This window comes from Furfurilactobacillus curtus, assembly GCF_054657915.1.
Genome location: NZ_BAAHXU010000001.1, coordinates 2,064,285 through 2,078,131, shown reverse-complemented (window position 1 = coordinate 2,078,131; position 13,847 = coordinate 2,064,285). Strand labels below are relative to the sequence as shown.

9 protein-coding genes are annotated in these 13,847 nt (G+C 40.1%); 3 read left to right on the top strand and 6 right to left on the bottom strand.

Annotated features, from left to right (window positions below; all coding sequences use genetic code 11):
- Positions 1-12: 12 nt before the first annotated feature.
- Positions 13-915, top strand: a complete 903-nt coding sequence (gene htpX / locus ACYQ0Y_RS09715; protein WP_407884058.1) for a zinc metalloprotease HtpX — start codon at positions 13-15, stop codon at positions 913-915.
- A 347-nt stretch (positions 916-1,262) separates the two neighbouring features.
- Here htpX and ACYQ0Y_RS09710 read toward each other — a convergent pair whose 3' ends face one another.
- The 3 genes from ACYQ0Y_RS09710 to ACYQ0Y_RS09700 form a co-directional block, all read right to left on the bottom strand.
- Positions 1,263-3,920, bottom strand: coding sequence for a YfhO family protein (locus ACYQ0Y_RS09710; RefSeq protein WP_407884060.1), 2,658 nt, complete (start codon positions 3,918-3,920; stop codon positions 1,263-1,265).
- A gap of 292 nt (positions 3,921-4,212) precedes the next feature.
- Positions 4,213-5,790 carry a peptide chain release factor 3 gene (locus ACYQ0Y_RS09705; protein WP_407884062.1) on the bottom strand — a complete coding sequence of 526 codons (1,578 nt, stop codon included), beginning with the start codon at positions 5,788-5,790 and terminating at the stop codon, positions 4,213-4,215.
- Positions 5,791-5,946: 156 nt separating this feature from the next.
- Complete coding sequence (locus tag ACYQ0Y_RS09700; protein WP_459935471.1) at positions 5,947-7,524, bottom strand: NlpC/P60 family protein; 1,578 nt, start codon at positions 7,522-7,524, stop codon at positions 5,947-5,949.
- A 277-nt stretch (positions 7,525-7,801) separates the two neighbouring features.
- On the opposite strand from ACYQ0Y_RS09700, the gene ACYQ0Y_RS09695 reads away from it, so the two are divergent.
- Entirely contained in the window at positions 7,802-9,490 is a 1,689-nt protein-coding gene (locus tag ACYQ0Y_RS09695; RefSeq protein WP_407884068.1) for a glucosaminidase domain-containing protein, read from the top strand.
- 257 nt (positions 9,491-9,747) lie between these two features.
- Here ACYQ0Y_RS09695 and ACYQ0Y_RS09690 read toward each other — a convergent pair whose 3' ends face one another.
- The 3 genes from ACYQ0Y_RS09690 to ACYQ0Y_RS09680 form a co-directional block, all read right to left on the bottom strand.
- Positions 9,748-10,878: an acyltransferase family protein gene (locus tag ACYQ0Y_RS09690; RefSeq protein WP_407884070.1), complete on the bottom strand. Its 1,131-nt coding sequence runs from the start codon at positions 10,876-10,878 to the stop codon at positions 9,748-9,750.
- A 98-nt stretch (positions 10,879-10,976) separates the two neighbouring features.
- Positions 10,977-12,089 (bottom strand): AI-2E family transporter, encoded by a 1,113-nt coding sequence (locus ACYQ0Y_RS09685; protein WP_407884072.1) that lies wholly within the window; start codon positions 12,087-12,089, stop codon positions 10,977-10,979.
- 75 nt (positions 12,090-12,164) lie between these two features.
- A complete protein-coding gene (locus tag ACYQ0Y_RS09680; protein ID WP_407884073.1) occupies positions 12,165-12,716 on the bottom strand; it encodes a DUF402 domain-containing protein in 552 nt (183 codons plus the stop codon).
- A 169-nt stretch (positions 12,717-12,885) separates the two neighbouring features.
- Here ACYQ0Y_RS09680 and ACYQ0Y_RS09675 point away from each other — a divergent pair, with 169 nt between their 5' ends.
- Positions 12,886-13,794 (top strand): glycosyltransferase family 2 protein, encoded by a 909-nt coding sequence (locus ACYQ0Y_RS09675; RefSeq protein WP_407884075.1) that lies wholly within the window; start codon positions 12,886-12,888, stop codon positions 13,792-13,794.
- Positions 13,795-13,847: the final 53 nt, after the last annotated feature.

Genomic DNA, 13,847 nt, shown 5'->3' with positions numbered 1-13,847 from the left:
GAGTCTCATCCCTTGTTATTCGAACAAATTCGTCAAAATAAGCGACGAACCATCTACGTCCTCATCGGCTTTGTCTTACTGGTGATGGCCATTGGCGTCGCCGTCGGTTATGTTTTCTTCAATAGCAGCTTGATCGGCTTAATCATGGCGTTAGTAATCGCCGTCATCTATAGTCTCGTCATGATTGGTAACTCAACGAATGTTGTCATGTCGATGAACCATGCCCAAGAAATCACCAGCGCAGAGCAAGCACCGATGCTATGGCATACCGTGGAAGACATGGCAATGGTCGCACAGGTTCCAATGCCTCGTGTGTTTATCATCGATGATCCCAGTCCGAATGCATTTGCAACGGGCAATGATCCACAACATGCGGCGATCGCAGCTACGACTGGTATCCTCCGCGTCTTAAATCGAGAAGAATTAGAAGGCGTCATTGGTCACGAAATGAGCCATGTCCGCAACTATGACATTCGCCTACAAACGATTGCCCTCGCCTTATCTGCAGCTATTAGCTTGTTGGTAAACATCGGCATGCATTCCTTTTGGTGGGGCGGCGGTCGCCGCGATCGCGATAATGACAACAATGGCGGCGGTTATCTACAAATCATCATGATCATTGTCTCAATCCTGTTGGTTATCCTAGGGCCATTAGCCGCATCCATTGCGCAAATGGCCTTGTCGCGTAATCGTGAATACCTTGCCGATGCCGGTAGCGTTGAGCTAACCCGCAATCCTCAAGGACTGATTTCTGCGCTACGCAAGATCTCAAGTAGTGAGCCGATGCAAGCTGCTGATGCTAGTAGCGCAGCCCTGTATATTTCTGATCCATTTAAGAAGAAACGGTCCTTCAGCCATTGGTTTGATACGCATCCACCGATTGAGGATCGAATTGAACGACTGGAGAAGATGTAACAACTTTTTATAAAGAATTGTAATGAAAAAATACTCACAGCCTCCTTCATCTTTGCGATGTTGCAAGTTGTGAGTATTTTTGACTCTAATCGCTGATTCCTTACATTTGATGGCCGGCATTTACAATTCGATTATCTAAAAATGATAAACAATGTCAAATGTTAGCTTACTGTTGAGATAACAACACATAACACTCACAGAATAGTTTATCACCACGGATTTAATATTTTTATCCCATGTTGAGATTTAGACGCTTAAAAATCTCGTACAACTCACTCGATGAATTTTCTGCGCACTGTTCCGAAAAGGTTAAACATCCCATAGTTATGCATTCTCACAATTTACATTCATTGAACTCGATGTTTGTACTCATAAAATAGTGTGCAACCGATTATCAATAAAGAACTGACAGCAGATATCAAAATTCCTGCGTGTAAACCAGCAGGTTCATAAACAAGATGAATCATTTTAGTTCCCGTGGGAACCTCAATCCCCATTAGTGTTCCAACAGCTCGCTGTTGAGTTAGTATGCGACCATTTTGATCGGTAATCTTCCATGCTTCATCATAAGGTAATGATAACATCAGCGTTTGTGAACGCTTATTATTTACCTTTAACTTAATATGGTTATTCTTTATTTGTTGATTTTCAATCATCCCAGACGCCTTTAATAACTTACGACCATCGCGCAAGACCAGTGAATTTTGTGTATATGCCCTGGCATCTAAATTCATGCCTTCTATTGGTTTATTGTCACTAGAGCGTAACGTCACAGTACTTTCCTGCCCAGCATGAAAATTCCCTAAATCAATAATTCCATTTTCTCCCTCTGTTCTATATTCCGAAATTAGTCGTCCATTAAGAAAAACATTCAGAGGTTGACTGATTAACGTTGATCTTACTTGAGGAAACTCTGCATATAGTTCACCGTCATGATTGGCCACTACTCGATATTTCTTTATTGCTGAAGTAGTTGTTGGCATCAGATCTATTCTGGCCAGATCATTCAAATTGCGTTTATCTCCGGTAATAGACCGCCATATTAAATTCTGATTCTTAAATGGATTAATGTTACTAGTCTGTTCCAGCTGGTGATTGCCCCATAATGCACTTCGGTCAACAGTCATAGCTAAAGGAAGCGCGTCTGTATCTCTATATATTTTAAGATTATTAACATTACTTATAAGCCTTCCTTTAAAACTTAAATTATTGACCACGTTATCATATCCCACACTTGCAACTACTCTATTAAAATCTTTTTGAAGAGTGCTGTTAGAATTCTCAATTCTGTATTTCACACCAAATAATTCATCCATTGCCCTAGTTGAACCATTACTATAATTCGACCACCTCGTCCAGCCATGATTTTGATGATAGCCAACAGCGGCCATGAAGTTAACCAAATCTGTTGGCTGTGTTGATGTATAACTACTCATGCCATTATAGTTTAACAACAATGGTTGATTTGTAGATTGTGATGTAGATATTCCAATTCTATAGAACGTGGAATCATCTCTTTTAATGTCACTTATTGCTGAACCAAGGGTATCAACATATTTGTTAAAGACAGAGACTTGGAGTTGGGTTTGGTTGGTGCCCCAGTTCATCCAAACCCCATAGCTAATATCCAAAAAAGCTAGTACGACTAATGCGAAACTGCCAAAACGAGATAAGTTTTTGTGAGTTATTAGAAACCCAAAGATTGCCATCATAAACAAACTGTAAACAAGAGTTCGACCACTAATAAAACTTTCCACTTTTGAAAGAAGGATCAGTAAAGCTGTTACTACTAATAAAATACGTTCCAGTTTGCGACCGGAAATATTTAAATCACTTCGTAATGAAACAGCAGCAACTTGACACATCACAAAAACTAAACAAAAGGATTCTCGTTGTGGAAAGCCATTTGGCATTGCAAACGCATGCCAAGCTAAATAAATCCCTTTAAAAGCGGAAAAGAATATCAAAGTTACGATCAGATAAAACCAAAGGCGCTTTTCATCACCACGAATTGAACTGGAGCTAAAAAATAACACTAACGCAGTAATGACAAACATACCACAAAAGATTAGCGGCCCAACCTGCGGTACATTACCAGGCACTCCTCCTAAAATTCCTCTGGTTTCATCAACTAAGTTATACATAAAATCAAACGAAAATCGATAAGGTTCTTTAAGCACTCCCGTTGTTGAAAGATAACTAGGTATTAGTATTGCACTTGCTAGGCCTAAACTAAATCCTCCCGTAATAATTGCGGCAACAGAACGATTACGCAAAGTAATGGTATTTACTTGCTTCAATACTTTGCTCCAAAGAATTAAGAAGATAAATTCAATAACACAAAAAAAACTTATGATAAAACCTGTGTAGTAGTTAACTACAAACGCATAAAACAAAAGCAATCCAAAAAGATATGGTCTTTGTCCACTAAATATTTTTTCAAGGCCAAGCATAATTAACGGTAGGAGTATAACTGCGTCCAGCCACATTACGTTAGACATGTAGATAATAGAGAATGCTGATAACGAATAAGCTGTTGAAATGACGAGATCAAACCAAATTGCATTTCTCTTCTCTATCACTTTAAACATGCTTAACTTAAAATGGAAATGAAGATAAATGAACATGGCTAATCCGGATATTGCCAATTTAAGCCAAACGATCGTTAAAAGAAAATTTGCCACTCTACCTACTGAGAAAAAAAGAATGAGTAAATTAAGTGGATTCAGTAAATAGTAAGTAAAAATCCCAAAAAAATTCCCACCAATATTAATTGATGTATTATAAAGAAATGCGCTTGGATTACTCAAATTTTGTTTTAAGTAAGCGAAAAAGCTCAAATATTGATTATTTGCGTCGATATATGCAATTGTGTTGTCCCCAAATGGTGTTATTTTCAATAGAAATAGCATCACACCAAAAATAAGGAATGGTATTAAAAACGCTGCCCCATAAAAAAAACAACTTCGTCTTAACGAACTCATTTCATTTGATTTACTTTTCAAAGTTTCTCCCCCTTATGAAGAACGGCGCTCAAAGATAATTGATGACCATCTGTATAAAACTATATGTTCCCGATGGCATCCCGCCGTACTTTAGCAAATGGAACAATTATTGAATAAACTTAATCAAAACAAGTGAAACACATTGACCAGCGTCTGACTTCTCCACGAAACGAATTAAATTAAGATTTAACACGAAATTTTTTTGGGGAAGAATAATAACCAGTATTTAACTATACTTATAGACTTTCGATCAAAATCAGCACAGACTAATAATTTTAATTCGCATAGACATTTACAACTTCGCCGCTAACTTCACATCTGGATATTTCTGAATGAACCAGTTCTCAGAGAATTGATTCTCAAATAAGAATAGTGGCATATCGTGACTATCCTTAACCAAGATATTGCGACTTGAAGCCATCTTTTCATCCAATTGTTCCGGATCAATCCAGCGAGCAATTTTTGAACCCAGTGGTTCCATCGTAACTTCAGAATTGTATTCATTTTTCATCCGAAATTCGAAAACTTCAAATTGAAGTTGCCCAACAGCCCCTAAGATATAGTCATTAGCAGTGTAGGAGCGAAATAATTGGACAGCCCCCTCTTGAACTAGTTGCTGAATTCCTTTATGAAATGACTTTTGTTTCATTACATTTTTGGCATTAACTCGAACAAATAGTTCCGGCGTAAACTGTGGCAAATCTTGAAATTGAATCGCTTCCTTGCCAGTATAAATCGTATCACCGATTTGAAAATTGCCTGTATCATATAAACCGATGATATCCCCCGCCACCGCCGTTTGAACATTCTCTCGTTCTTCAGCCATAAATTGGGTTGAATTACTTAATCTAAGTTTCTTATCGGTTCGCTGAAGACTCACATCCATGCCACGCTCAAATGTGCCTGAGCAAATGCGAACGAATGCAATTCGGTCACGATGCTTGGGATCCATATTTGCCTGAATCTTAAAGACAAAACCCGAAAAAATTTCATCGGTGGGCTCAACGAACCTGTTAGATTTCGTCTCGTGTTCTGCTGGTTGCGGTGCATAATCCAAATAAGTCTTCAAAAAAGTCTCCACTCCAAAGTTAGCCAAAGCGGACCCAAAAAACACAGGCGTTAAATCACCAGTTTTGATTTTTTCCTGATCTAACTCATTGCCGGCCGCATTAATCAAATCAATTTCATCAAGTGTGTCTCGCCAAATTGATTCCTGATGTAAGGAATTTTCCTCAGCAATATCGCCATCTTCATTCAGTGGTAAATATTGCTGTCCATCCGCATCTGGATGATACAAGGCAACCTGCTGATTATAACGATCGTATAAACCTTGTAGTCCCTTGCCCATGCCAATCGGCCAATTCATCGGATATGTTTCAACACCAAGCACATCCTCTAATTCAGCTAATAAATCCAATGGTTCACGCCCATCTCGATCCAGCTTATTCATAAAGGTGAAAATTGGAATGCCACGCATTTTACAAATCTGAAATAATTTTTTAGTTTGCGGTTCAATTCCCTTTGCTGAATCAATCACCATAATTGCTGAATCGACAGCCATTAAGGTTCGATAAGTATCTTCGGAAAAATCCTCATGTCCAGGAGTATCTAAAATATTAATTCGCTTGCCATTGTAGTCAAACTGCATCACAGAACTGGTAACCGAAATTCCACGTTGTTTCTCGATTTCCATCCAATCTGATGTAGCAAACTTACCGGTTTTACGCCCCTTGACGGTTCCTGCTTGCCGAACGACGCCACCAAGTAATAACATTTGTTCAGTAATCGTTGTTTTACCCGCATCCGGGTGTGAAATGATTGCAAAAGTGCGTCGTGATCGAACTGCTTCGTTTAATTTTTCTTTATTCATGAAAACTCCCTCGCTTTATATGCGACTACTATCATACCATGTGATTAAAGAAAAAGGACTACTCGGAAAACGTCTCTCTTTAAAACCGTAAAAAGACGTGAAAATAATGTTATTTTCACGTCCAATATATTTTATTGCTAATTAATTTGAACGAGACTACACAATCCGTCGATTAATATTATCGGCAATTTCTTCCCAAGTTCCCAGATCTGGCACTTGGTCTGTCAATCGATTAATCCCAACGCCACCCGTTGAAGAGTTAGGCGAATCGTGAATAAAGTAACCATCTCCTAAATAAATGCCAACATGATTAACATCATCCATAAAGAAGATATCGCCTCTTCTTAGCTGACTCCAATCCACAGGCGTTCCGTACCCTTCAAGTGTCCACGTCGTAGCACTTGTATAATTTCCTAGTATGATCCCAGCTTGCGAAAAAGCCCAATGGACAAAGCTGGAACAATCAAATCTATGCGCAGCAATCGAGGCCGGTGTTCTCCCACCACCCCAAGTATATGGTGCCAGTCCAATTTGACTTTGAGCGGCGTTGACTACTGCTTCAATGGTGGGATTTGTCGCAATCCAAACACCGTCGTTATCGATATGATACATCGTACTGTTAAGCCATTGCGTTGCATTTTTTAGCAAAACACCACCGTCGCCAAAGTAATAAGTATTACCCCAGTTATAATAATATTGGTTGGTGTAGCGCACGCCACCTTCACCAAAGTAATACATGTTGCCCCAGTTGGAGTAAAACTGGTTGGTGTAACGGGCACCATCATCGCCGAAGTAATACATGTTGCCCCAGTTGGAGTAAAACTGGTCGGTATAGCGAACACCACCATCACCGAAATAATACATTTTTCCCCAATTATAATAGAACTGGTCGGTATAGCGAACACCGCCGTCGCCGAAGTAATACATATTGCCCCAGTTGGAATAAAATTGATCTGTGTAACGAGCACCATTCTTGCCAAAGTAGTACATGTTACCCCAATTGGAATAGAACTGATCCTGGTACTCAGCACCGTCGTTGCCAAAGTAGTACATTTGCCCGTTATGATCATAGAAGTAATCATTCTTCATTTGTTGGGTAGCCGGATCAAAGTAATAAGTCTTACCATTAACAACTTGTGTGCCACTTTGCCGAACGCCGTTGATGTAATAATACGTGTTACCATTCTCAGTCTGTAAACCGTTTTTGACTGCACTACGCGCGGCCATAAATGAATATGTTTGGGCCGAGGCGACCCCATCAGTACCCTCAGCAATATTACTTGAAGCTGAAGTTGCCGCGGAGTTCGCCTTCTGGACATCGCTACCAACATTCGAACTGGCAGCAGGCAAAGATGTTGCTGACGCAGAGCTGGAAGTAGCTGAAGCTGCTATTCTGTTTGTATCCCCAACACTTTCTGCAACAGACGGTTCATCATTTGCAGAGGCAGATTCATTAACGGGCACAGACGCTTGGCTGGCTTTAGCTAAATCGGCTGAATGACTCGTCGCTTGGTCCTGGGCGTTAGAAATGGTAGCAGTACTAGTCATTGCTTCATCAGAATTACTTGTCGCAGGTACTGCTGCCAGCTCTGTTCGTATCTGTTCACCCGTGTCGGCATACGCTTTATTTTGTCCTAGCATCATCATTCCACCTAATGCGAGTACCGTAATGCCAGCAACACACCAATTTTTCCCTCGTTTAAACAATTTGAAATGCACTTTTTTATCTCTCATAGAATTAGCCCTCTAATTTTTTAAACTATGTACTTGAAATCAAGTTAATACTAGCATAAAACTACTACGCCTATACTCGATTAGAAAATTTGTTAAAAAAATGCAATACTATGTTTTTAGTATATAGCACTCGTTCAGTCTCTTTTTTAATTTCGAAAATACGTTCGTCAAATTTGCGTTACCAATTCTTAACAATTTCGGTAATTTCCACTAAACAATTTCGTTCCATGGTAGCATATGGTAATCGGGTGAATTTGGTGTGAAAGGATTTAAACTTATGCAAGGAAAAGTACATTTCAAAATGTATAAAAAAGGACGTTTTTGGTGTTTATCTGCATTAGCAGCAACCGGAGTAGGCTTTGGATTAATAAGCTCCCATACATCTGCTTTGGCAGATGTCGTACCCAAAACACAAATCTATTCGACAAATTTGGCAGACGTAGATACTACTACCTCAACGTCAAATAACAGAGATTCTGTGGAGACTGCTATATCGAATAGTCAGCAAAGTGCACCAACACAGTCATTAAGCCTACCAGATGGGTCTTCTCAAGCACAAAGCACGGTATCTTCAGCTTCTACTATAAATATGATGTCGGGGGCCGCTAACCCACAAGCAACTAATTCTGCAGTTAAACTATCCTCATCAGCGACAAGCGAGACCACTATTGAGACTACTAGTGCGCCACAGAGTAATAATAACGCTAGTTCTCTGGTAGCGACTTCTGTCCCTTCTCAAGTCGCCTCGGCCCAAACATATTCATTTATGGCCGCGCGTAGTGCAGTCAAAAACGGTTTACAGACTGAGAATGGTAACACGTATTATTACATCAACGGCGTTCGGCAAAGTGGCACACAAGTTGTTAATGGTAAGACTTATTACTTTGATCCGGCTACCCAACAAATGAAGAATGATTACTTCTATGATCATAACGGGCAAATGTACTACTTTGGCAACGACGGTGCTGAGTACCAGGATCAGTTCTATTCCAATTGGGGTAACATGTACTACTTTGGCAAGAATGGTGCTCGTTACACAGATCAATTTTATTCCAACTGGGGCAATATGTATTACTTCGGCGACGGCGGTGTTCGCTATACCGACCAGTTCTATTATAATTGGGGAAAAATGTATTATTTCGGTGATGGTGGTGTTCGCTATACCGACCAGTTTTACTCCAACTGGGGCAACATGTATTACTTCGGCGATGATGGTGCCCGTTACACCAACCAGTTTTACTCCAACTGGGGCAACATGTATTACTTTGGTGAAGGTGGCGTGCGCTACACTAATCAGTTCCTATACGATGATGGCAACATGTATTATTTCGATGGTGATGGCGTTCGTTACACAAACCGCTTTTACCAAAACTGGGGCAATACTTACTACTTTGGCACCAATGGCGCCTTAGTTAAAAACACGACAACGAATTTAGGATTTGGCAATATCTCTTTTGATGACAACGGTGTAATTGTGAATACTGATATTAACGGCAATCAAAATAGCCACCAAAATCAATTTCTTAACAGTATTATGCAAGGGGCTATTCAAGGGTGGAAACAGTATGGCATCTTGCCTTCTCTAACAGCTGCTCAAGCCATTTTAGAAAGTGGGTGGGGTGCGTCATCATTAGCCGCCATATACCATAATCTATTTGGCATCAAAGGGGACTACAACGGGCAATCCGTTTATCTACCAACGTATGAATATTTTAACGGGGCTTATCAATACGTTAACGCTGCCTTTCGTGCTTATCCAAATGCTTCTGCTAGTGTTCTTGATCATTCTGCGTTTTTAACTGAAAATTCTCGATACCATAATTTATTGTGGGTTAAAAATTCTGACGCAGTGACCAATTTGATTAGACAAGATGGTTACGCAACGGATCCAAATTATACGGCTTCGCTTAGAAATGTGATTGCAATATATCATTTAAACGTTTGGGATCAATTAGCATTTTTATAATATCAATGCTCTAATTGCATATCGCTTTTACATTGTTTTAAATGGATCAAGAAATGTCAAAGGGTCGAATTCAGGTACCTCTCAAGAGGTACCTGAATTCGACCCTTTTTCCATTTATAAAATCAAAAAATTCAATTCAAACATTGTGTTTCTCAGCTTGTGCCTATAAATTAAAGCTCTTTAGCTATACAAAGCACTAAGTTGCGACTAAAACTTTGTGCCTTGTATTATATTTTCCCTTATGTCAAAAAACGTCTTCATGAAAACACCTTTTTTCGCTTAAATGGAAACTGACGGTGCATATAGACAGATCTGATCCATGGTAAATGTGGGATCAAATAAACTGCAACAGTTGTAAGTAAAATTCGATACAGAATCACTAGGATAACTGCCAGTAAGGGCCCAAATAGTGCGTTGCTATGCGCAAATATGAAATCTCCTAATTTTAAATTATCTAAATCAATCATATGGATGCACATCACAATCAAAGACTCTTTACCAAACAACGTTAACCAGGATAAACGTTTGCGGTCAAAATTGCTTAGCCATTTAGCAAAAATGATAATTGTAAAACTGCCTCCCATCGCCCCAATGACCGCAAAAAATGGATTAGCCGCAAAGCCGATGTTCAAATAAAATGGCCCAATCCAAGCAGATAATCCCCACAAAATAACTGCAACGACTAATATCCAACTATGCTTACACCATGTATCCATTAAGTTGGTTTGCCTCAGCCAAAAGCCAAACCAGTAAAAAGATTGGCTAACTAGTGCAGCATTTAAGGACCAAGGCAATACCCCAAATTTCGTTAATCCAAAGCCCATCCCAGTTAACACAATACTTAGTAAAAAGAGAACCATATCGGAACATTTAAAATAACGTCTAATATTGAGCAGCCCATTAAATATAAGGTTACCCAGAAACATGGCTAACAAAAACCAAATAACGCCAATTGCAGGGACACTCAAGTTGTGGTTAAAAATAAAGGGAACCGGTGTAGCAACACCAGATATCCCAACAAGCGCTGCTTTAGATACGGGAAGCGATGTGCCAACACCAGCTATTCCAGCAAGTGCTGCTTTAGACAAACTACCCAATCCCTTAATTCCTACCCAGCCTGGAAGTCCGGGCGCTAACCAAGACAAAAACATAATAATTAACACTGTGCCAAAATATGGCAACAATATGTTACCCATCAGCCCTTTAAGCAATCGACTCCAAGAACGTCGCTTAAATAAGTAACCAGATAATACAAAGAAAATGGGGACATGAACTGCGAAAAACAATCTCACCAGTCCAGATGCTGAGTATACATACATCGAATGGCCAATAATAATCATGATCATTGCAATTCCCCTGGTCAGGTCAATCCATTCAATTCGCTTCAAAATCAATCACTCCGTTCTACCAGTTAGTTGTTGTTTTGCTTGCCTTTTTGTTAACATGTCGGTTCATACACTTTATAGGCCATTTAAAAATATATTTATTACTTCTCTCCTTGATCCCCTAACTGCCAAATATTCCACACATACTGTACCACCGTCCGCACCACCGCATAAAACGGAATACAAAGAATCATTCCTGGAATCCCAGCAATATGTCCAGCTGCTAGTAACAAAATGATAATGGTCAGTGGATGAATTTTAAGTGAACGCCCAATGATATTTGGGTAGATAATGTTGCCGTCAATCTGTTGCACGACGACCACGACCACGACAATCCACAGAAGTTTGTTTGGCGCCATGATTAAACCAACAATCAAGGCTGGCGTAATGCCTATGTATGGGCCAACATATGGGATGATGTTGCATAATCCAGCAATAATCCCTAGTAACAAGCCAAAGGGCATGCCGATCAACATATAACCAATCGAGGTAAACACACCAACAAACAGACATTCAATAACCTGTCCGCTGATGTACTGAGAAATCGTATCACCCATTTTATATAACAATTCGACAATCCGATCTTGCCGCTTATCCGGCAAGAAACGAGCGATTGAGGGAACTAATTTCCCACCGTCTCGCAACATGTAAAATAAAATCACGGGTACGGTAATGGCCGTGATCGTAATGTCCGTAATTGTTCCAATTAAATTACCAACGCCACTCGTAATATTGCCAATGAAGCCTTGCGCCCAAGAAGACAGCGAAGCTTCGACAGATTTTAAATATTTAGCTACATCAGGATTATCTAAAATGTGCGAATGCTCGACATATTTCGTCAATTCTTTTTGTGATTGGGTCGCCACATGGGGCACACTAGCGATCAATTGGCTAACCTGCCCTGTTAGTGGCGGTATTAGAGAAAGGACACCAATCACAATCAACCCAACTAATAACAAGATGACGATTAACGATGCCCATGTCCGAGTCAGACGAAATTTCTTATAGTGAACGCGCATTAACAACTTCACTAATGGGTTAAGCATATAGAACATAAAACCGGCCACGATAATAGGCACGAACACAGCGGAAATAAAGGTCCCGATCGGTCGAAAAATAAAATTAATCTTTGTGCAGACCCAAATTAAGGTGACGACAACTAAAACCTCAATCGACCAGAACAGCAAGTTGGAATTCTTCAATCGATTCAACATTTTCTTACCCCCAACAATTCGTTTTAAACGAAAGGCAACCAGTCTCATTTCGAAACTGATTGCCTCAGTTAGCCATCAACGTTCACGACGGGAAAGCTCTTGATAACGCCGATACCAAAGCTCAATATACGCAGGTGAAAACGGACCCTTGCCCTGATTAATCCAGTCCACAAGCACTCGTACATTAGCTTTCAAAATATGATCAAGCTCGTTTGAATAATGCCACGTCGTTCCGTGGCTTTGATATTCATCAACATCTAGTAACCGCTTTTCACCATTTGGAAACACCTTTACGTCCAAATCGTAGTCGATGTATTTAACCGCTTCGTGATCTAATACATAGGGCGACGCCAGATTACAATAATATGAAACGCCATTATCACGAATCATCGCAACGATATTAAACCAAAAATGTTTATGAAAATAAACAATCGCCGGCTCTCGCGTAACCCAACGACGTCCGTCATCTTCAGTAACAAGGGTGTGGTCGTTAAGCCCGATTAATTCATTTTCAGTTTGTTTCAGCACCATCGTGTCGCGCCACGTTCGGTGCAAGCTCCCGTCGTGTTTATAACTTTTGATGGCCACATAGTCCCCTTCTCTGGGACCTGCAGCTTCACGTGTCATAAATCTCCCAACTTTCTTAACCTGGTGAAAAGTAAACCAGTGTTAGTATACCAGAATTTAAGTCGTAGACACGCAGGTGCAGCGCATTTTCTGAAATATGTATGGTAAAATTAATGAGCATGATTTTCAGCAGCATTAATTTAACTTGATTACATAGCGGAGGCGTTTCTTGAAAACCGTCAGTTGTATTGTCGTAACTTATAATCGACTCGAATATTTAAAACGTTGTTTAACACACATCCTCGATCAATCAACACCTGTCAGCCATGTCATTGTCGTTAACAACAACAGCACAGACGACACGGAAGGCTATTTAAATAGTTTGACTGATTCACGAATCATCACCACAAATCCTCATCAAAACATTGGCGGCGCCGGTGGTTTTGCCTGGGGCATTAAGACTGCTTATCAGGAAACAACCGATGATTATTTTTGGCTGATGGATGATGATACGATGCCCCAAATCACCTGTTTAGAAAACTTGTTAACGGCCACGGATACATTAGCCGACAAGTTTGGCTTTCTCGTCAGTGACCCACGATGGACAGATGGGACGCCTAATCAGATGAACGTCCCATTGACCCAACGTTTTTGGACCAGCAATTTAGATGATCATTTAATCCAGCTTCAATATGCCACCTTCGTCTCTTTCCTATTCAAACGAACATCAGTGACAAAGTTAGGTTTGCCCTATAAAGAATACTTCATTTGGTCAGATGACATTGAGTACAGCACTCGATTGCAAGCAATGGGGGCTTCCTATTTAGTTGCCGACAGCAAGGTGATTCATGAGACCGGCAACAATGTGGGCGCCGATATTGTCACTGATAGTTTAGGCCGAATTCCCCGCTATTTTTATTCTTACCGCAATCTGTATTCCACTTGGCGAAAGTATAAAGGCCACAAAGGCGCGTTCAAACAATTTTTACAGGCCATGCTTGATCTAATACATGTTCTACGACATAGCCCAGATCATAAATGGCTTCGCGTCCGTACCCTGTTACGCGGGCAATTTGCCGGCTTCTTCTTTAAACCTAAAGTTGATTTTGTTTCACAAATTGATCAATCTGCAAAATAAATCCAATTAAACGAAAAACACATCGCCAAGTTCTGGGATGTGTTTTTCGTTTG